Genomic DNA, 21376 nt, shown 5'->3' with positions numbered 1-21376 from the left:
ATCGCAAGTGCAGCATATGATCCGGCGAAGAAGACGAAACAAACCTTTACGGTAGAAGGTACTTTGACGCCACTGCCAGCAAACGTGACGAATACCACCGACAAAAAAGCCAGCATCAGCGTAACGGTCGACGCAGAGGCAAAAACACCACCTAAGCCACCCGTGACTATCGATATAACCTCCATTACGAATCCAGCTTCCATTACTGGATTAAAGAATGGAACACCCAAAACAGCTAAGGCCCTCGGCTTGCCAACTAAGGTGGAAGCTACACTCAGAAACGGAAGTACGATTCAAACAGAGGTAAATTGGCAGGTAGATGATACGAGCTATGATCCTGATAAAAAGAAAGAGCAAACATTTACCGTGAAAGGCACTATAGCTCATCTGCCAAGTGGTGTCCTGAATCCACAGAATCTGACAGCGAAGGTGCAGGTTACAGTGGATGCTGAGGAAGAGGAGATTACTGGAGACATCGTAACAGTCGAAGATCTGGCTACAATTACAGTAGCCAACGGCACGCCCAAAAAAGCAACGGCACTTGGTTTACCAGAAGAGGTACAAGTTAAGTTGGATAACGATCGCACAACTCATCTGGAAGTAGACTGGGATGTGGAAGGAACGGATTATGATCCTTCTAACAAAGAAGCACAGAAATTCCGTGTAACCGGCAATTTTATTTTGCCGAATAGCATCACGAACACAAAGGATAAGAAAGCCTCTATCCAGGTCAAAGTAAGGGCCGAAGAAGATACTGGAGAGAATAGAGAGATCATCGAAGTCATCAATCCTCGTCCTATAAATGGCGTGGACAATGGCACAGCTAAAACAGTGAAAGCACTTGGTCTACCGGATGAGGTAAAAGTAAAGCTCGATGACGACAGTACGATCAAAGTATCCGTCAAATGGAATGTCAAAGATGCTGATTATGACCCAGAAGAAAGTAAGAGACAGCGTTTCGAAGTAGAAGGAACATTGATCGATCTTCCTGAAGGGGTAGAGAACAGTCAAGATTTTACGGTAAGCATTCGCGTCACGGTAGAGGCAGCTTCCCGAGATGACGATGATGACGATGACAATAGTGGTGGCGGCAATCGCGACAAGTCGGATTCATCTAGAGAAAAAGAATCTACACGTTCCATCATTGTTGAAGCCGGTAAAGATAGCTCTGTACTGGAGAAGATCGTTATTACTCGAAAAAACACGACGAATGGTAAAAAGGTAGACGAAATGACTCTCGACGCGAAGGATGCAAGAAAAATCCTAAAAAAAGCAGAAGAGAACAAGAAGGATGTCATTCGGATTTTAATTGACAGCTTGCCGAAGGATCCAGCCGACGAAGTGTTGGTTACCATTCCTGGAAAAGCACTTGCTTTGGTGAAGGAGCAGCAGGTTTCGTTGGAGATCAAGGCTGAGGAAGTCTTCATCAAGATTCCAAAAGAGACGATGGCAAGCATGCCAGATGAGGAGATTTACTTCCGGGTGATACCTATCCGCGAGCAAAATGAAGCGGATCAGGTAAAGCAGATGGCAGGCGGCAAGGATGTTTTGATCGTAGAAAACCCTGTAGTAATTGAAACCAACTATCGAGATCGTCGTACAAACGTGGTGCTTCCGTTGAGTACAATCACGCTGCCAACGAACTCGAGTGAACAGCAAGCTTTCCTCGACTCCTTACTGATCTATGTAGAGCATACCGATGGAAATTATGAGCTGAAAAAAGGTACTATTAGCTATGATGCAGGAAAGCCTGTCGGTATCGAGGTCAGTACGAATCAGCTCGGTACGTTTACAATCCTGTCCTTAAAAGGCAAACAGCATTTGCCGTATATGAAAGGATACCCGGACAATACGTTCCAGCCAAACCGAGAGCTTACACGTGCAGAGGTAGCAACTATGCTCGTCCATTTCCTAATGAATGAGGGAGATCAGCCTACAACCGAGGTGCAGTACGCTGACGTGAAAGCCCATTGGGCAGCAGACTCCATTCAATGGGTAACTTATGCAGGTCTAATGGATGGAGATAGTAACGGCTTCCATCCAGATGCCAAAGTAAGTCGAGCAGAGATGGCAACGATTATTTACAGGTGGAAGAATCTTTCTGAAAATGGACAAGCAGCTGTCTATTCCGATACAAAAGGAAGTATAGCAGAATCAATCATAACGACCGTAACAGGGCAAGGCTTCATGAAAGGCTATGAGGATGGGACGTTCCGCCCGAATCAAATACTCACTCGAGCGGAAGCAGTAACCTTGTTCAACCGTTTGACGGGAAGAACGCCACTCAAGGGAAGTAAGGAAGCGACTTATGTAGATGTACCGAAGAGTCACTGGGCTTTTGAAGATATTGCGGAAGCAACTACTTTCCCAATGACTGAAAAGCCCGAGAGTAAATAGAAGTAAGGAAGAACATAAAAAGGGTTGTCTCTCAAATTAGGAGACACCCCTTTTTGTTTGTGACAATGCTAGCTTGGCGGATTGTTATCTATGTTACTTATAAGCAATCCTATTTTCCTTAAGAGAATCTATCATGTACACCCATCCAATCATCCCACATAAAACAAACCCAAACGAATGCAGCAATCCGTAAATCGGAATGAAATCGTGTATGGTTAAAGAAAACATGTTTTTCAATAACGGATAGCAAATGGAAACTACGACAATCGTGTAAAAGGCAATGCAGGAAAGGACTAAAAAGAAGCTCGGCTTATTCTGCAATGAGCCTCTCCTCAAGTAACTAAGCAGATAAGTAGTGTAAATCGCAATATTACAGGCGAACAAGGTGACGCCAATGTACTCAATCGGCTTCGAGAAAATAATACCGACAGCGATAAGAATAGGTCCGATGATATCGATGGCAACGACCCAGGGATACCAGCTTTTCTTCGTCATGACCCGTCCCAGTAAACCGATAAAAATCGGAACGATTGCAGATGAGAAATGAAAGTGGACCGAACTCAGGGCGTGTGTTGCGGGCTTAGCTTGGAAGAGGTCAAATTGATACTGATAGAGGGTAAACCAAATGCCCCCGATAAAAAAATAAACGAGCCCCGCGCCAATCGCTATTTCCTCTGTTCTTCCCTTGCGATTCACAATAACGGTCAGGCCATAGATGCCGAGCAGGAATGTGAACAGTAGCCACCCGAGGGAGAGAGCCCCTGGTATTGCCGTGCTTCCCAGCCCCCACGTCTTGCTGCTCATTACAGAGGCTAAGCCAAGCAGCGCTGAGGGAAATTGAAGCAGCTTTATAGCACCATAAATACCCCGTTGATGTTTATTCTTTTCGTCATAGCGCAAAAGTAAAATCACAAGAGGTACAATGACGAAAGCCGCAAACATGAGAAATTTTTCGACAAGATTAAATTGGAAGTAATCTAGATAAAAGATAAGGATGGTTATGATTCCACCGGGAATCGCCGATATCAATGGTTTCATCACTTGCCCCCAAGAAGCCATTCATGAATATTCATATAATTGGTTGCTTATAGTAGTGTAACACATTTTGTGAGGGCTATTCTGTTCACGAATCGAAGGTAAATCAGAAAAAGAAGAACTGCCACGTCTACCTACAAGGCATGTGCCGTTACCAGGTCTAGTGTCCCCACATAGGAATAAGCAGATGAAAAAGCTTACTTCATGAACGAGGTGGGTGAACATTCGATGGCACAAAAACGGAAAAAAGCAGGTACCCGTTTGACCGGTAGGATTGTGTTGCCGGGCAACCCGTCTTACAATGCGGCCAGAATGGAGTTCAACAGGCGCTTTTCCAAGTTTCCACGGGTCATCGTTTTTTGCAGACGAACGCAGGACGTGATCAACGCGGTCAAATGGGCTCGTGAGCGGGGTGTACGGCTGCGAGCGCGTAGCGGGCGGCACAGCTATGAAGGCTTTTCTGCTGTAAATGGCGGGATTATCATCGATGTGAGCGAGATGGATAAGGTGAAGGTGGATCGCGAGAATATGGTGGCTCATGTACAGACAGGCAATCCGCTTGCCCGCGTGTACAGGAAGCTGTGGAATGAGCGCGTGGCACTCCCGGCTGGGACTGCGCCCGATGTGGGCGTTGCGGGCCTTACCCTAGGCGGCGGGATTGGACTTTTGTCGCGCAAATATGGCCTTACCTGCGATAACCTGAAACAGGTGAAGATGGTCGTAGCATCGGAACGGCGTGGGGCGAAGACGATCGTCGCCAATAAGAAGAAGCATTCCGATCTGCACTGGGCATCACGAGGTGGTGGGGGAGGGAACTTTGGCATTGCTACAGACTTTACGTTTCGGATACGGCCTATCCAGGATGTCTCCATCTACAGCATTACCTGGAAATGGCGCGATCTGGAGAAAGTATTTCCGACTTGGCAGCGCTGGGCACCGTCTGTTACGAACCGCTTAACTTCAACCATCGAGGTGGCTTCTAAACAGGTGGGAACCATCGTGTCTACTGGACAATTGCTGGGCGGTGCAAAGGAGCTGCGGCGATTAATCAGACCTTTGTTGCAAGCAGGAACTCCGGTGAAGGTGATGGTGCGGACAGTGCCTTTTATCGAAGCAACCAGATTTTTTGCCGAAGCGGACCTGAATCTGGAGCCGAAGTTTAAAATAACCGGGGCTTTCGGATTTCGGCCTTTGCCTCGCGAAGGAATAAGGATCATCCGCAATTTCCTGTCGAAGGCGCCCAACAGGCATTCTACCGTGTGGTGTCAGAGCTTGGGTGGTGCAGGAAGCGCGGTGAGCCGGGTCTCCCCGACTGCAACGGCCTATCCTTATCGGAAGGCGGAGACGATCTATGAGCTGTCGGCGCGATGGAGGAACGACAGCGAGCAGCAGCGGAGTATCCAGTGGGTGAAAAGGTTCCGCAGAGCGCTACGTCCCTTTGTCGTAGGGGATTATGTGAACTTTCCCGATTTGCAGATCAAGAACTGGCCTGAGGCGTATTATGGTGTGAACTTTGCCAGATTGAAGCAGGTGAAACGAAAGTACGATCCGCATAATGTGTTTCGTTTTGCCCAGAGTATTCCCGTGGGGAAGTAGTGAGCAAAATCATAAGCAAATCAACAAAAGGAGCATGCTGCGGCGTACTCCTTTTTAAATTTTTTGCCGATAAGTTCATTAAGCTGAGACTAGGTGACCGCAAGTCTTTGGAGGAGAGTGGTCTGGATGTATTGAATTGCTATTTGTCAGGATTGCCCTATTAAATTATCGAAAGATTCTATTTGAATGTCTAAGAAGAAAATGACTAGGAGAGGAATACTTCTTGGCAAATCATTCACTCAAATACCAAATGAAAAAGAGCCATATCCTACTATTACTCGGGCTATTAGTAATCATCTTATCCGGTGCGCGTACTTTGTGGATGGAATCGTTTCGTGATCAACAAGCGGACATTAAGAATGGGCAATTCGATTTGCGTGATTGGAATGCAGAAGATGGCGACACTCTCTTACTCGATGGAGAGTGGGAGTTTTATCCCTCCCAATGGTTGATGGATGGCAGACGGCAACAAGGAATAGACGAGAAGGAGCCAGCGCTTATTCAGGTTCCGGGAAGATGGAATGAAGCTTTGCATGCAGACAAGTCAACTCCCTATGGATTTGCTTCTTATCGCTTGCGTCTGTATGTAAATCCGGAACAGGAACTGAATTATAGTATTCGTGTACCCAGCGTGCGCACGGCATCGGAATTATACGTAAACGGCCGATTGCTTGCTAAATCGGGGCGGGTGGCGGAATCGGAGGATGAATATATTGCGAAGAATCTGCCTTATTCTACAACCTTTACGGCAGACGAAAATGGCGTAATCGAAATCGTCATTCAGGCGGCAAATTATGTGGATGGTCGAAGCAGCGGCATTGTTCGATCCATTAAATTTGGTTCAGAAGAAGCCATTGCAAAGGAAATAAAAGTCTCTGTTTCTACGCAGCTTCTTGCAGCCATGATATTTCTTATACATTCTGTGTATGCGTTTATTTTATTTTTACTAGGAGATAAGAAAAAGAATCTGCTTTATTTTTCTTTGCTGACATTATGTATAACGCTTACTAGCGTGTTAAGCAATGATGAGAAGTTGTTCCACCAATTATTTTACATCGGCATTGATTGGGATTATCGGCTAGCGAATATCGCCCTCGTCATTGGGGCCTATGCTTTGTTGGAGTGTATGAATCATCGCGAACTCCCTTATTGGAGCAGGATGTATCCTGTATACAGGGTGATGAATTTTGGGACTGCTGGCATTACGTTGTTTTTAGACCCTGATCAGGTGACGATGCTCTTTCCGGTTTATTTTCTATTGATCGGGATTGCCGCAGTGATCACGTTGATTTCCATCTTTAAAAAATTGATTAAAGACATCATGAGCAATCTTTTACTGCTTTTTTCTGTTCTTGCGTTGCTTCACCATTTTATTTGGTCGTTAATCTGGCGGGAAAGCGGTTTGAGTCTTGTCTACTATCCATTTGATCTGATTATTTCGATGGGGTGCTTAGCCACTGTATGGTTTAAGGGTTATTTCATCATGCATACCAACACAAAAGACATTGCTGCAACCTTGCAAAGAATGAATGACCATAAGGATCAATTTCTGGCCAATACTTCACATGAATTTAAAAATCCGCTACATAGCATTCTGAACATGTCACAATCCGTTTTAAATAGGGAACGACATTTGTTGCAGGAAAGGAGTATCAAAGAGCTTGAAACGGTTTTATCTGTAGGACGACGGCTAACATTGATATTAAATGATTTGATTGATGTGATGAGTTTACAGGAAGGCAACCCGCGCCTACAGAAAAAAGCAATCTGGATTCAGCCCATCGTGACTGGAGTCCTTGATATGCTGCAATTTAACGCAGAAGTAAAGTCTGTAAAAATTGCAAATCAAATCCCTGAAGATTTTCCTCCCGTACACGCGGATGAGAACCGGGTGATTCAAATCGTTTTCAATTTACTTCACAACGCTATGAAATATACGAACGAAGGAGTCATTTCGATTCAGGCTTTTGCCAAGGACGGAAGAGCTTTTATTGTGATTCATGATACAGGGATCGGAATGGATGAGGACATGCAAAAGCGCCTCTTTCGTCCGTACGAGCAAGCTAGCACGAGTGAGACCATGATTGAAGGTGGCTTTGGGTTAGGTTTAAGCATAAGCAAGCAGTTGGTTGAGCTCCATGGAGGTACGTTGGATGTGTCCTCCGTCTTAGGGGAAGGCTCAACATTTACATTTTCGTTAAAGCTGGCACATGGGGAAGCGGAGGAAGAGGTAGAGGTAGCTGTTTCTCGTTCATTCGAACCGGTAGTCGTACAATCTATGCCGATTCAGGAAAAAGGGGAGATCCCTTCGGTTACGAAACCAACGACTTTATTAGAAGTAAATCGTGATCGTCCGCGCCTATTAATTGTGGATGATGACCCCGTTAACCTTCAGGTGCTGGAAGCCATACTACCTCCAGACGAATATGATGTAACAATGGTGACGAGCGGGAAAGAAGCGTTGGCTATACTGGATACAAGGGAATGGGATCTAGTCATCTCAGATATTATGATGCCGCAGATGTCCGGTTATGAGCTGACACGAATGATTCGCGAGCGGTTTACACTCACGGAACTCCCTGTTTTGCTCCTTACCGCAAGAAGCCAACCAAAAGATATTCAAAGTGGTTTTGTAGCGGGAGCAAACGATTACGTGACGAAGCCAGTGGAAGGAATGGAAATAAAATCGCGGATTGAGGCGCTAACTACAATTAAACAATCCGTCCGGGAACAACTGCGATTAGAAGCTGCATGGTTGCAAGCGCAAATCCAGCCTCATTTTTTATTTAATGCGTTGAGCGCTGTAACAGCTTTAAGCGACATTAATTTGGATAAGATGCGTGATTTGCTGTATGAGTTCAGCAATTTTTTGAGGAATAAATTCAAATTTGAAGATATGGACGGGCTTGTTCCGATCGAAACGGAGCTAAGTCTGGTGCGTTCTTACCTATATATTGAAAAGGTTCGATTTGAAGAAAGGCTGCAGGTTGTTTGGGAGATAGATGACTGTGAGGATATAAAAATTCCTTTTCTTACGATCCAGCCTCTCGTTGAAAATGCGATCATACATGGTGTGATGAACCGAATTCGTGGGGGGAAAATTAAGATTCGAATTTCTGTCCAGGAAACGCATGCAGAAATAACCGTTGAAGACGATGGGATCGGAATGGGCGAAGATCAAGTACAACAACTATTAGAAAGAAAAGCAGACAGCAGGTCAGGAGTTGGACTGATCAATACGAATCAGCGATTAAAACGGCACTTCGGAACAGGGCTTCATATCGAAAGTACGCTAGGTACAGGGACAAAGGTAACTTTTCATGTACGTAACAAGTCAAATAGTAAGAATTTGAGTAAAAAACACCCCGGTTCCTTATCTTAGGACCGGGGTTCTTTATGCTGATATCCAATGATTAGTAAAGCTTATGATGACAATAACGAATCCCAATTGCTCGGGTTACCTTACTGTGGTAGCTTAAAGTAAATAATCACATAAGATTACTCGGAATTAAATTTTTTTCTGTGTGAGGTGCATATCGTTGGTACTTAAGGTGACAGACAGTCCTTTTAGTCAGGAACAAGTGGAGCTCCTGAACCGGTTGCTGCCCACGCTTTCGGAGGTGCAAAAGGTTTGGCTGAGTGGATATCTTGCAGCTATTCACAAAGTGGAAGCACCGATAGCCGCTGGGTTTCAAACCGCTTCAGCTGCGAATGGGCCAGTCATTTCCAAAGAGGTGACAGTGCTTTTCGGGTCTCAGTCCGGGAACAGCCAAAAGCTGGCCAAGGTGCTGTCCGGAAAGCTTCAGGAGCACGGCTTCCACGTAACTCTCTCCTCCATGAGCGACTTCAAGACGAATGCGTTGAAAAAGGTTGAAAACCTGCTTGTTGTGGTAAGCACACACGGGGATGGTGAACCACCGGACAACGCCATCTCCTTCCATGAATTCCTGCACAGCAAGAGAGCGCCTCAATTGGTGGGCCTGCGGTTTTCCGTACTGGCATTGGGCGACACCTCTTATGAATTATTCTGCCAAACCGGTAAAGAGTTCGATCAGCGGCTGGAAGAGCTAGGTGGCAAGCGTCTTACTCCTCGGGTTGATTGCGATGTGGATTACGACGAACAAGCCTCTGAATGGATGAATCATGTCCTGGCCTCGCTCAGTGAAACTTCGGCAACCCAAGTTGCTGCTGCAAGCGCAATCGTCAGCGGTGTAGTGATCGGGACGGGGTCACAGACCGAATATTCACGGTCGAATCCGTTTCAGGCTGTGGTCTTGGATAACTTGAATTTGAACGGGCGGGGATCAGATAAGGAAACTCGCCACCTGGAAATCTCCCTTGAGGGTTCCAATCTCGAGTATGAACCGGGTGACTGCTTGGGAATCTATCCCAAAAATCATCCTGGCCTAGTCCGTGAGCTCATTGACGCGATGGGCTGGAAATCGGAAGAGCTTGTTCCAATTAACAAGAACGGGGAAGAGCGCCCGTTGGAAGAGGCCTTATCCAGTCATTATGAAATCACGGTTCTCACCAAGCCCCTCCTGGAACAAGCGGCAAAGCTTTTTTCAGGAAATGGGCTCCAAGAACTGCTTGCGGAAGGACAGGAGCAAGAACTTCGAGATTATGTACGAAATAGGGATTTGTTAGATCTAGTGGAGGACTACGGTTTGAAGGGAGTACCTTCCAAAGAATTCGTCTCCATACTTAGAAAGCTGCCGCCTCGTCTCTATTCGATCTCAAGCAGTTTGAAGTCCTACCCGGATGAAGCTCATCTGACTATTCGGAATGTTCACTATCAAGCTCATGGGCGAGAGCGGTACGGCGTTTGTTCGAGCTATATCACGGATCGTTTGGAAACGGGTGATACGTTGCCAGTCTTTGTGCAGCATAACCCCAACTTTAAGCTTCCGGTTAACCCGGACACCCCGCTAATCATGATTGGACCAGGCACAGGCGTCGCTCCATTCCGCGCCTTCCTGGGAGAACGGGAGGAGCTTGGAGCGAAAGGCAAGACATGGCTTTTCTTCGGCGATCAGCATTTCTCCACAGATTTTCTCTATCAGCTCGAATGGCAGCGTTGGATCAAAAAGGGCATATTGACGCGCATGGATGTCGCGTTTTCTCGTGATACAAGTCAAAAGTTGTACGTTCAGCACCGGATGCTTGAGAGGAGTAAGGAACTCTATCAATGGCTGCAGGAGGGGGCGCACGTATACGTATGCGGAGACGAGAAGAAGATGGCGCACGACGTTCACACAGCCATGGTCACCATACTCCAACAAGAGGGTGGACTTGATTTAGAGGAAGCTGTTGCGTATTTGAAACGTATGCAGCAGGAAAAACGATATCAACGAGATGTCTACTGAGTTTCGAGAAAGAATGAGAGGGGAGAGATAGGAACCATGTCAGAAAATCATTTGCTTTCGCCAAACAGTGCTCCTCACAGCGATGTAGAGGATATTAAACGCCAAAGCGATTACTTGCGGGGAAGTCTGGTGGAAACGCTAGAAGACAGAATTTCAGGGGCCATCCCTGAGGATGATAACCGCCTGATGAAATTTCATGGCAGCTATATGCAGGATGACCGGGATCTTCGCAATGAACGGAATAAACAAAAGCTGGAACCTGCCTATCAGTTCATGGTACGCGTGCGGGCCGCCGGTGGAGTTGTCACGCCAGAGCAATGGCTCATGATGGACGATATCGCCCAGCAATTTGCGAATGGAACGATTCGCCTGACGACTCGTCAGTCTTTCCAACTGCACGGTGTGATTAAGTGGAATATGAAGCAGGTGATTCAAGAAGTAAACGAAGCCCTGTTAAGTACACTAGCGGCCTGTGGGGACGTCAACCGCAACGTCATGTGCAACCCGAATCCGTACCAGTCGGAAGTTCATCAAGAGGTTTACGAGTGGGCCAAAAAACTAAGCAATCATCTCGATCCCCGGACCCGCGCTTATCATGAAATCTGGCTCGACGAAGAGAAGGTTGTCGACAGTCGGGACGGAGTAGAGCAAGAACCGATCTATGGGCCTGTCTATTTGCCGCGGAAGTTCAAGATCGGCATCGCCGTACCGCCTTCCAATGATGTAGATGTCTTTTCTCAGGACTTGGGCTTTATCGCCATCCCTGAGGAAGGTCGACTGTTGGGCTTCAACATAGCGGTCGGAGGCGGAATGGGGATGACCCACGGTGATCCAAAAACGTATCCGCAGGTGGCGCGGGTGATCGGTTTCGTCACACCGGAGCAATTGTTGGATGTCGCCGAGAAAACGGTCATGATCCAGAGAGACTACGGAGATCGCGCGGTGCGGAAGCATGCCCGGTTCAAATATACGATCGACGACCGCGGGATCGAATGGTTTGTTCATGAACTGGAGCAGCGATTGGGATGGGGGCTGGAGCCTATACGTCCCTATCAATTCAATCATAATGGCGATCGCTACGGCTGGGTGAAAGGGAGTGACGATAACTGGCATTTTACCCTTTTCGTTCAGAATGGTCGTGTAAAAGACGAGGACAACTACCTCCTGAAGTCCGGTCTGCGGAAGATTGCCAAGGTGCATACAGGGGATTTCCGCCTGACACCGAATCAGAATCTCCTCATTGGAAATGTCACCAGCGAAAAGAAGCCGGAAATTGAACAGATCATTCAAGCATATGGGCTGACCGATGGAGCTTCCTATTCTGCGCTGCGGAGAAACTCCATGGCTTGTGTTTCGTTGCCGACTTGCGGATTAGCAATGGCAGAAGCAGAGCGTTATTTGCCTACATTGCTGGATGAGATCGAGCTGATTTTGGATGAGGCGGGTTTGCGAGACGAGGAGATCGTCATTCGGATGACAGGATGCCCAAATGGATGCGCAAGACCTGCACTGGCGGAAATCTCTTTTATCGGGAAGGCTGTCGGTAAATACAACATGTATTTGGGCGGCGGTTTCTCCGGAAATCGATTGAACAAGCTGTATCGCGAAAACATCGGAGAGGCAGAAATACTGAATGAATTGCGTCCGATCTTAAATCGGTATGCGAAGGAACGTGAGGAAGGCGAGCATTTCGGAGATTTCGCTATTCGGACAGGGTATGTGAAAGAAGTCAAATCGGGGCTCGATTTTCATGAGTAGTGCAACTGCCAAGAGAAGGCTATCCCGTTAGAGGAATGCGCCCTTAATCGATTGAAATAGAAGAAGAGCCCGCGTCGACGTGGGCTCTTTATTGCTTGCATGATCCTGATTGGTATTTTAGGCTTCTCGTAGCTGCTGAATCACTTCCGCTGCGAACTGATCTGTAAACCGAATGTGTCCATTTTCCTGTACGATCCGACCTTCCTGCTTGCGACGGTCCAGCCATTCGCTAATCCATCCCGGGGCATAGCCGCCTTGACCGAATTCTCCGCCAAAGGCGATCATTTTCTCATAGACAGCCAGATACTGTTCACGACTGGTATCGGGATAGGACTGTGTGTATAGCCAAAACTGCACATCGTACATCAGATAAGAGAGTTCATCCGCATGAAAAGAAAAATAGCCTTTTTCCTCTACAACTTGTGTACAAATGCTGCGAATTTTTTGATCGATTTGTTCCAATTCTGATACTCGCGCGCACAGCTCCTCCAGCAAGGAAGAAAATTTCCCGTGGGTTACTTTGTAAAGAGCTGCTGCCTTGTCCTCCTCGGAGGTATCGTATTCTTCTTCGCTTACCAAGCCCCTGATAAACGCCTCGAAATTTTCAGCTAAGAAAGTAATCTCATAATCGTTTTCCTGATCGACGTGGATGACTTCGGGTTCACCATCTCTACCGCATGCGCGGTAATCCAGCATCACTACGTCATGACCTGCTGAAGGACAGTCGCAGATCACGACTCCAATGTCGGGATATCCCCAATCCTCAATCATAAATTGACTGCCGAGATCCCCGCAGAGCGAATAGCTTTTCTCTCGGCCAATGCCTAGAATGCCCGAAATGGCAATGTGATCCTCCGCCCAGGAGGTCGGGTCCTCTGTTGGAGAGCACGTGTTCTTCGGAATTCCGCCATTCTGCTGCTTCATTAGTGCAAGATAGGAGGAGGGAAGCTTGTATCCCAGCTCTTCCTCGATCGAGGCGATGAGTTCATCCGTGGGTGGCGCGGATACATAGGACTTTCTCGCGTATTCGCTGTTGTCCCAAAAGTCTACAAGCGACATGTTCGAAAAAGGAGCTTCCTCCGCTTCTGAATCACCAGCCTCAACGGCTGTTTCCTTTTTGGCAGCCATCCGACGCTCCTGTCTTTGCTGCTTCTCCGCTTTTTGCAAGCTCCACTTTAACCATGATTCGGTATTCTCATCACCGGAATTTAATTTGTCAGAGGTACGGAATGCCTGAGCCGCATCCTCATATCTTTTCAAATGATAGAGGGCAAAACCTACCCGAGAGTGCCAGAGTGGATCTTCTTGACCGGCTTCAGCCATTTTCTCCAATTCGTTGAGCGCTTCTTCATAAAGCCCCAAGTTGTTATAAGCTCTGCCCAGTCGGTTGACAGCCTCATAATCTCGTTCCTTTTCGGGAACGGTCAACAGCAAATCCACAATTCGCTGGTGTTCGTCTTCTTCATGCCAGTGATTCATTTGTTCGATAAGTGTCTGGTCCATTACAGCCTCCTCAATATCTCCCGAGTCCTCCTTTTGTCATCTATCAAACGATTATGTGTTTATATAAGATTAATTTAATTGGTGTCGTTTGTGCACATTTGATCTTGAAAGGGTTAAACAATAAGGGGGAGTACAAGTTGAGTAAAATGGATGATATCTACGACAGTTGGTTCGACTTTGCCGCGGCTTTTGTGCAGAAAAAGAATGTTTCGGGATGGAGCACACTGATCTCGCAGGAACAAGAAATTGCCGCCCTATGGCTCCTGGAAGCCGATGTGTATAATGGCGGGTTTTTGCAGTTTTTTTGCAACTGGGGAGAAGAGGCATATATCTACGCGGTACGGGCATTGCAAGCCATCGGGGCAGTCCATGCACTCGAAATCATTCAGGCCGGATATGCCTGCATCGAGCATTTATCGGAAGACGACCGCCTTACTCAACTCTGGGATATTCCACAGTTTCTTACCGAGGAAGAGGCAGAACGGCTGGATAAGCTTGATCAGAATTTCTGGGAAGACCAAGATCGTATTGCAGAGGTTGCACATCGATATTACGTACAACAGCTAGGAATACCCACCCCATCGTAAAGTGACGGAGGTGGGTACTATCACACCTATTCGACAGCACTAGCCCCTTCTGGTTGGAGCATAAGCAGCAGCTCCCGAATAGTGGGAGCGAGCTTATCATTCCCTTCCTCAATCGCGGTGAAAACAGGAATGGCGCCTTTAAGCAGTAAATAACTGAAAGAAAAATAGCTGAAAAATGATTCCTGCTCATAGCCCCGCGGCTCTTCTTCTTCCCACCATAATTCATCGTCTGCCTCGTTCTCTGGCCACAAGTACTTTTCGTCCAGTAGCCCGTCCATGGACTCAACTGTATTTTGTGAATCCATATCGTCCACGGGTATAGCAGAAGCTACAGCCAAGTACAACTCAATTTCCTCCAAAGAGACTTGCTCTGGCTTCTGTTTGGCAAGTTCCTGCAAGAGTATAAGCAGCACCCATGGCGTCGTCTGCCATAAGGTGCTTTGGTGCTCAATTAGATTGGTCAATTCATCATATTGCCCGGTCTCTATGAGCCGCGGAATGTCCGTCCCTCTTCCATAGGCCGTCGTCAAACGCTGCCATGGAATGCTGGTTGTCGTTAGGGGTAAAGTGTTCATCTCCATCTCTCCTTCCACGTATCTCCCTCAAAACAATCGTTGTGTTTATACCGTTGCAAAAAAGTTAAGTTAAGGTTCTGTGGACAGCATTCTTACATTTTTACCAACATTAAATAGTTATTAATCCTCTAATTATAATAGATAATTGAATCAATAAATAATTTCTATGATATAGTTGTAGTTGTGAAAGGTAAGATGTTTTCGTAGCGTCTTGCAACGGGGCAAGGAGCTACTACTTCTTTTTTACAAAAACAGTAGATAAGGAAGGGTAATATGAGCTCCATACAGCAAAAAACAGACGTTATTTTGATTGGTGCAGGGGTCATGAGCGCAACTCTGGGAGCATTGCTGAAAGAATTGGCACCGGAGTTGGAAATCAAAGTTTTTGAGAAACTCGCAAAAGCAGGGGAAGAAAGTTCTAACGAATGGAACAATGCGGGTACAGGCCATGCGGCACTCTGTGAGCTGAACTATACATCCGAGAAAGCTGACGGGTCTATAGATATTAGCAAAGCGATTAAAATCAATGAGCATTTCCAGCTTTCCAGACAGTTCTGGGCTCACCTTGTAAAACACGATCTCATTCAAAATCCACAAGACTTTATCATGCCTATACCTCATATGAGTATGGTATTAGGCGAAACGAATGTAAGCTTTTTGAAAAAACGTTTTGAGGCGCTGGCCAACAATCCGCTGTTTCAAGGGATGGAATTCTCCGATGACCCTGAAAAACTGATGGAATGGATTCCGCTTATCATGGAAGGCCGCGCATCGAATGAACCGATTGCTGCAACCAAAATCGACTCTGGAACGGATGTCAATTTTGGTGCTTTGACACGTATGTTGTTTGATTACTTGAAGACGAAAGACGTCTCGATCAACTACAACCATGCTGTTGAGGACATTAAGCGTACGAGCGATGGCTTGTGGAATATGAAAGTATATAATATCAATACTGGCAACATCGAAGATCATGCTGCCAAATTCGTCTTTATCGGCGGTGGGGGCGGAAGTCTGCATTTGCTCCAAAAAACCGGTATTCCAGAGTCCAAACATATTGGCGGTTTCCCGGTAAGTGGACTGTTCATGGTCTGCAAAAACCAGGATGTTGTAGAGCAGCACCATGCAAAAGTGTATGGAAAAGCTAAGGTCGGTGCTCCTCCAATGTCTGTACCGCATCTGGATACCAGATATATCGATAACAAAAAATCCTTGCTGTTTGGACCTTTTGCGGGATTCTCGCCAAAGTTCTTAAAAACAGGTTCCAATATGGATTTGATCACTTCCGTAAAACCGAACAACGTCATCACGATGTTGGCGGCAGGCGTAAAAGAAATGGGATTGACCAAATACCTGATCGAGCAAGTTATGTTATCGCATGAAAAGCGCATGGAAGAACTACGAGAGTTCATTCCGAACGCAAAAAGCGAAGAGTGGGGTATCGTGGTAGCGGGCCAACGCGTGCAAGTTATCAAAGATACGCCAGCCGGAAAAGGTACCCTTCAATTTGGTACGGAAGTTGTTAGTGCCGCTGATGGCTCCGTAGCTGCATTGCTCGGCGCATCTCCAGGTGCTTCTACAGCTGTTCAGGTTATGCTTGAAGTATTAGAAAAATGCTTCCCACAACGTATGGCAGAGTGGGAACCGAAAATCAAAGAAATGATTCCTTCTTATGGCGTGTCACTTATGGTAAACCCAGAGCTTTTCCAAGAGATTCAACGTTCGACAGACGAGGTGCTTGGTATCGTCGAAAAAGAACTGGTTTATAGTTAATTGGAATCTGAAGAGATTGAAAAAGCAATGATTTTTAAATAAAACACTGAACCTTCGATCCGTCTTTGGATTGAAGGTTCTTTTATGTTATTTGCAGTTAGAGAGGCTACGGAGGGCCAAATTAAAAGTGATATAATAATATTATGAAAAAAAAGGAATAAAGAAATTCTGGACCTAAAGACTATGATTTGCTATACTAATCATAAAAATATGTAGCAACAAGGAGTGACTGTATGGCAAAAGCGATTTCGTTTTTTGCTGGCGCAGGAGGTCTTGATACCGGAATCAAATCAGCAGGATTTGATATAAGATTAACTGTGGAAATAGAAGGAACATATTGTGAAACATTACGTTTAAATCACCCCGAAGCTAATATCGTGAAGGGTGACATAATGAATTATGATAAAGAGAAGCTTTATAGAGATGCTAGATTACAACCAGATGAAGAAATTGATCTCATTTTTGGTGGAAGCCCCTGTCAATCCTTTAGCACTGCTGGAAAAAGGAAAGCTTTTTCAGATCCTCGTGGTAAGGCAATGCTGAAATTTGCTGAGTTAGTTACAAATACTCAACCTAAAATATTTCTGTTAGAGAATGTAAAAGGGCTTTTGTCAGCGGCATTAAGACATAGACCTACGGAGCAACGTGGAGAGGGATTCCAACCATTAGAACCAGACGAAATGCCTGGAAGTGCTATTGATTATTTATTGAAACAATTTAAAGGTTACGATGTTAAGTATGAGGTGATAAATGCAGCTGATTTTGGTGTTCCACAGACAAGAGAACGGGTCTTTTTGATTGGGATTAGAACAGATTTAGATATCGAACATGAGTTCCCTACTGCTACTCATAGTCAAGAGGGGGGAAAAGGTAAAAAGAAATGGGTAACATTTGGTCAGTTGCTTCAAACCTTGATAGTAGATAAACACCACTATGTAGGTTATTCAGAAGATAGATTAGAATATATGAAAATGATACCACGGGGAGGAGGCAATTGGCGTGATCTTCCGGAAAATATTATAAAGAGCGCAATGGGGGGGGCCTATAATTCAGGTGGGGGGAAAGTCGGCTTTTTTCGGCGAATCTCTCTTGACAAGCCTGCTCCTACAATGCTTACATCCCCTATACAAAAAAGCACTAATTTAGGACATCCATTAGAAGATCGCCCTTTAAGTATTGAAGAATATTTATTGATTCAGGAATTCCCATTAGATTATAGAATTTCTGGTTCCTTAACCCAACAGTATGTGCAAATAGGAAATGCCGTTCCTGTAGGATTGGCGTTTCAATTCGGAAAAGTGATAATGAATCTTCTCAAAAAGATTAAATCTGAGCAACAATTAGAATTTATATTCGAGGATGTTGCAACAACTATATCCATAAATTAGTATTAGAGGTATGGGATTCTGGTCCTATACTTTTTTTATTTTTGAAAAGTTTTTTCAAAATATGTATTTTTTATCTAACTGATGTGATGATATGCAAAATGATGAGGAGAATATCTATGAATATTGATCAAATAGAAAAACTTATAAGTGAGCTCCTAGATAACTTTTATAGGAGACGTATAGAAAAGATTACTACATTAAAATTAAAAGATACATTAGCAAGGAAAAACCCATATTTATATAAATCGTTAGGGATAGAAAAAGCATCTGATATTGTAGAAGAAATATTAAAGGCATACATGTCTAGTAGCGATGAGGGGATATTTGGGGACGCTTTTTTCGAACCTCTTGCTGAAATTGTTTCTGGCGGACACGTAGGGGATACAGAAGGTGTCGACGTAATAATCGAAGATAAGAGTAACCATAAAGCTATTGCAGTTAAAAGTGGAACAAATGTTTTTAATGCAGATAGTCGAAAAAAACAAGCAGAAAATTTTGCTAAGCTCCGGGCACGTATTGCTAAAAGAGGGAAACTGTTCGATGCAATAGTAGGATATGGATATGGAAAAAAAGAAACAGATCTTAACAAACAAGGATTTAGAGAATTAGCGGGACAAGTTTTTTGGGAAGAAATCACAGGTGATGAATACTTTTATTTGAAAATAATTCATCTAATTAAGGAGAAACCATTACAACATTTACCTGAATATCACAAAGAATTTAACGCTGCTGTTAATCGATTTACTTTTGAGTTTATGAGAGAATTTTGTAACGAAGATGGGACAATTAATTGGGAGAAACTCGTTAAATTTAATAGTGGAAGACCATGTAAAAAACTATATGTAGAGGAACCGAAATCTACCAAAACATTAAGTGTAGGAGAAAAGTATCAAATAAAGGCTTCAGTTTCTTTTAATAATGATGAAATTTTGGAAGTAACAGGATCTCCGGAAATAACTTATGAAGTTAATTCCGAGAATATTCTTAACGTAACTGAAAGTGGGATAGTTCATTTCCACGAAAATGTTGAACCTGGAACAGAAGTAAAAGTTGTAATCTCCTGCTACGGTAAAAATAATACACGGATATTTAAACTAAAAAAGTAGATGGGGACATCATGTATATTAACGTAGCAATAGCTACTCAATAATTGACAGTCTTAGATATCCTCATAGAAAAATCAATCCTAGCGAGAAGAGCTATAATCATCTGATCTTAAATACCATTAAAGGAGAATAACCATGAACCCAAAAATAGAATTAAAGGAATTTGTAAATGATGAGGAATTTATTCAAAAAATGAATCATGCCTTTACTGATTTAAGAGCTGATTATGAGCTGAGTTTGGATGCGACCAAAGATAAAATTGGTGAATTGAAAGAAGTACATGTAGATAATAGAAACATTTTAGCTAATTTAACATCATACTCTGTGAAATCCAGTGGAGTAATATCTGGCTTAAGAGGCACTGGAAAAACCCATTTATTCTTATTAGCAAGAGAAAAAATTAATACTACTATCAATGATAATAAAGCAATTTGTATATATTTAAATTTAAAAAGATTACATCTTCCACAAATGTATGATCAAGAAATATTTAATAGAATTTTCAGCATTTTTATGTATGAAGAGTTGTCTAAACAGTTATTTCAACTTCTAAATGATATAAAGGATAATACTAGTTATTTAGAAAAAGTACTCAATATTTTTAAAAATGATAAACGCGTATTTATAGAAAATATAGGAGAAGCAATAAAAATAATAAGTTTATTTAAATCGATAGCTTCTCAAGGAAATGAATATGTAGAGAATATTGACAAGGGGCAATTTTCAAGGGAAGAACTTCATAAATCTCTATTAGAAATTCAAAGTGAAATGATAACAAAAGTTGGAATAAAAACTGAAATAGGAACAAAACTTAATACCAAAATATTAGACGAAATGGCTGATAAAGTTATTCTCAATAATACATACTTAAAGTATTTAAATATAAACAAAGTAAGAGACAACATTTTGGAAATATTAAAATTATTAAAGGTTAACTCTATCACGTTTTTTATGGATGAATGGGAAAAATTATACTATAGTGCAAATGCACAAAACTATCTCTCATTTTATATTGACAGGATAATAGATACACCTATTTATTTTTGGATTGGGGTTGTTCCTTATAGAGGACAATTATATCATTTAGATAATGGTGCAGATTTGCAGCATTATATTAATTTAGACGAGAGTTTGATTTTTGAAAACTCTAAATACGACAAAGATGTGTGTTTAGCATATTTTAAAGATTTTATGAATAAGAGGTTGTTTTATTATTTTAAGAATAAAAAAATAAATTATAAAATACTATTCAACAATGATAAGAAACTCGAGTTGTTAGTATTGGCAAGCATGGGAAATTCACGTGATTTTGGAACAATGCTTTTGAATTGCTGGTCAGAGTATCAAGCCTACCGCTCAAATAGTCTGGCTCCTGGTAGACCATTTAAATACGTCAATCAAAATATGATAATCAGATCAATAAAAAATAATGGTGATAAAAAATTTGACAATATAAAAGACGACAAAAATCTATTGACTCTTTGGAGAGATATAGAAACGTTTTGTTTATCTAAGAAGTATAGTCATTTTGCAATAGAAGATACAAAGGAAAATATAGAAGCAATGTCTACAAGTGAATTTTCCGAGTTAATATATCATAGACTTCTTCATTTTAGAAAAGGTCATGTTCCGCCTAAAGATACCAACATTGAGAATAAACTGTCTATATATGCATTGAACTATGCTGGTATATATGATCTGCATGCAAGGGAGAGAAAAATTAATTTTGTTACAGAATATGATACTATTCATGATAGGGTAAGAAGGTATATATATGATCCCAAAAAGATAATAAATCTGTTAAAGATAAAAAGCGGCGAAATATTCCCATGTGGATCTTGTAATAACAATATAAATATAAAAACTATGATTGCTGCATGGGAAAGGAATTCATGCCCTTTTTGTGGAGGTAAAATAAGACCTATAGAATAAGATTATTTAAATGTAATTTATTAGAATTTACACAGTGGAAACTATCCAAATAATATTTTTCGATATGTGAAAAAAAGAGCGATTATTACAAATGAGGAAGTGTGTGCTAGGCTCTCAACTAAGATATCTAGCTGCAGGAGTATTATGCAAGAAACATTGAGCATGGTGAAACACTCGAAGAGACACGGTTCGCCCCCCGCGAAAATCTTGTACGTGATATTACAAATTCTGTCTGCTAAACTGGTCTCTTCTACCAGTACATCAACCTGTTAAGCAATACAAATAGTTATACGAAAATCTTGGAAAGTTTTCGCCAGGCAACAACTATATTTATACGTAAAGACTCCGCCACAGCGCGGC

General features: G+C 43.3%; 13 protein-coding genes. 10 read left to right on the top strand and 3 right to left on the bottom strand.

The window, feature by feature from the left end; genetic code table 11:
* On the top strand, positions 1–2397 hold a 2397-nt coding region (locus ACFYU8_RS25610), incomplete at its 5' end, for an S-layer homology domain-containing protein (RefSeq protein WP_390305147.1).
* A gap of 93 nt (positions 2398–2490) precedes the next feature.
* Here the strand turns inward: ACFYU8_RS25610 and ACFYU8_RS25605 are convergent.
* Positions 2491–3435 carry a YndJ family transporter gene (locus ACFYU8_RS25605; protein ID WP_390305145.1) on the bottom strand — a complete coding sequence of 315 codons (945 nt, stop codon included), beginning with the start codon at positions 3433–3435 and terminating at the stop codon, positions 2491–2493.
* Between the two features lie 225 nt (positions 3436–3660).
* Between ACFYU8_RS25605 and ACFYU8_RS25600 the strand changes: the two genes are divergently transcribed.
* From ACFYU8_RS25600 to cysI, 4 genes are all read left to right on the top strand, one after another.
* Entirely contained in the window at positions 3661–5028 is a 1368-nt protein-coding gene (locus ACFYU8_RS25600; RefSeq protein WP_390305143.1) for an FAD-binding oxidoreductase, read from the top strand.
* A 223-nt stretch (positions 5029–5251) separates the two neighbouring features.
* Positions 5252–8410 (top strand): hybrid sensor histidine kinase/response regulator, encoded by a 3159-nt coding sequence (locus ACFYU8_RS25595; protein ID WP_390305141.1) that lies wholly within the window; start codon positions 5252–5254, stop codon positions 8408–8410.
* A gap of 157 nt (positions 8411–8567) precedes the next feature.
* Entirely contained in the window at positions 8568–10394 is a 1827-nt protein-coding gene (locus tag ACFYU8_RS25590) for an assimilatory sulfite reductase (NADPH) flavoprotein subunit (RefSeq protein ID WP_390305139.1), read from the top strand.
* A 36-nt stretch (positions 10395–10430) separates the two neighbouring features.
* Positions 10431–12152: an assimilatory sulfite reductase (NADPH) hemoprotein subunit gene (gene cysI / locus ACFYU8_RS25585; RefSeq protein WP_390305137.1), complete on the top strand. Its 1722-nt coding sequence runs from the start codon at positions 10431–10433 to the stop codon at positions 12150–12152.
* 117 nt (positions 12153–12269) lie between these two features.
* Here the strand turns inward: cysI and ACFYU8_RS25580 are convergent, their stop codons facing one another.
* On the bottom strand, positions 12270–13655 hold the full coding sequence (locus tag ACFYU8_RS25580) for an SMI1/KNR4 family protein (RefSeq protein WP_390305133.1): 1386 nt from the start codon (positions 13653–13655) through the stop codon (positions 12270–12272).
* Between the two features lie 137 nt (positions 13656–13792).
* On the opposite strand from ACFYU8_RS25580, the gene ACFYU8_RS25575 reads away from it, so the two are divergent.
* Positions 13793–14242: a DMP19 family protein gene (locus ACFYU8_RS25575; protein WP_390305131.1), complete on the top strand. Its 450-nt coding sequence runs from the start codon at positions 13793–13795 to the stop codon at positions 14240–14242.
* A gap of 26 nt (positions 14243–14268) precedes the next feature.
* Here ACFYU8_RS25575 and ACFYU8_RS25570 read toward each other — a convergent pair whose 3' ends face one another.
* Complete coding sequence (locus tag ACFYU8_RS25570) at positions 14269–14817, bottom strand: hypothetical protein (protein WP_390305129.1); 549 nt, start codon at positions 14815–14817, stop codon at positions 14269–14271.
* Between the two features lie 273 nt (positions 14818–15090).
* On the opposite strand from ACFYU8_RS25570, the gene ACFYU8_RS25565 reads away from it, so the two are divergent.
* The 4 genes from ACFYU8_RS25565 (at position 15091) to ACFYU8_RS25550 (ending at position 21016) form a co-directional block, all read left to right on the top strand.
* The gene (locus ACFYU8_RS25565) at positions 15091–16590 is read left to right on the top strand and encodes a malate:quinone oxidoreductase (RefSeq protein ID WP_390305127.1); all 1500 of its coding nucleotides are present in this window, start codon (positions 15091–15093) and stop codon (positions 16588–16590) included.
* A gap of 233 nt (positions 16591–16823) precedes the next feature.
* The gene (locus tag ACFYU8_RS25560) at positions 16824–17978 is read left to right on the top strand and encodes a DNA cytosine methyltransferase (RefSeq protein ID WP_390305125.1); all 1155 of its coding nucleotides are present in this window, start codon (positions 16824–16826) and stop codon (positions 17976–17978) included.
* A gap of 116 nt (positions 17979–18094) precedes the next feature.
* Positions 18095–19084, top strand: coding sequence for a PmeII family type II restriction endonuclease (locus ACFYU8_RS25555; protein WP_390305123.1), 990 nt, complete (start codon positions 18095–18097; stop codon positions 19082–19084).
* Positions 19085–19219: 135 nt separating this feature from the next.
* Entirely contained in the window at positions 19220–21016 is a 1797-nt protein-coding gene (locus ACFYU8_RS25550; RefSeq protein WP_390305121.1) for a hypothetical protein, read from the top strand.
* The last annotated feature ends 360 nt before the right edge of the window (positions 21017–21376 follow it).

The sequence above is a fragment of the Brevibacillus sp. NPDC003359 genome (assembly GCF_042878995.1).
Taxonomy (GTDB): Bacteria; Bacillota; Bacilli; order Brevibacillales; family Brevibacillaceae; genus Brevibacillus.
Note: the sequence above shows the minus strand (reverse complement) of the source record. Positions and strands in the feature narration are given on the sequence as shown.

Bases quoted from the DNA above. Each gene is read 5' to 3' on its own strand.
- ACFYU8_RS25565 (WP_390305127.1), top strand. From the start codon at position 15,091: ATGAGCTCCATACAGCAAAAAACAGACGTTATTTTGATTGGTGCAGGG.
- cysI (WP_390305137.1), top strand. From the start codon at position 10,431: ATGTCAGAAAATCATTTGCTTTCGCCAAACAGTGCTCCTCACAGCGAT.
- ACFYU8_RS25550 (WP_390305121.1), top strand. From the start codon at position 19,220: ATGAACCCAAAAATAGAATTAAAGGAATTTGTAAATGATGAGGAATTT.
- ACFYU8_RS25580 (WP_390305133.1), bottom strand. From the start codon at position 13,655: ATGGACCAGACACTTATCGAACAAATGAATCACTGGCATGAAGAAGAC.
- ACFYU8_RS25605 (WP_390305145.1), bottom strand. From the start codon at position 3,435: ATGAAACCATTGATATCGGCGATTCCCGGTGGAATCATAACCATCCTT.
- ACFYU8_RS25555 (WP_390305123.1), top strand. From the start codon at position 18,095: ATGAATATTGATCAAATAGAAAAACTTATAAGTGAGCTCCTAGATAAC.
- ACFYU8_RS25600 (WP_390305143.1), top strand. From the start codon at position 3,661: ATGGCACAAAAACGGAAAAAAGCAGGTACCCGTTTGACCGGTAGGATT.
- ACFYU8_RS25560 (WP_390305125.1), top strand. From the start codon at position 16,824: ATGGCAAAAGCGATTTCGTTTTTTGCTGGCGCAGGAGGTCTTGATACC.
- ACFYU8_RS25570 (WP_390305129.1), bottom strand. From the start codon at position 14,817: ATGAACACTTTACCCCTAACGACAACCAGCATTCCATGGCAGCGTTTG.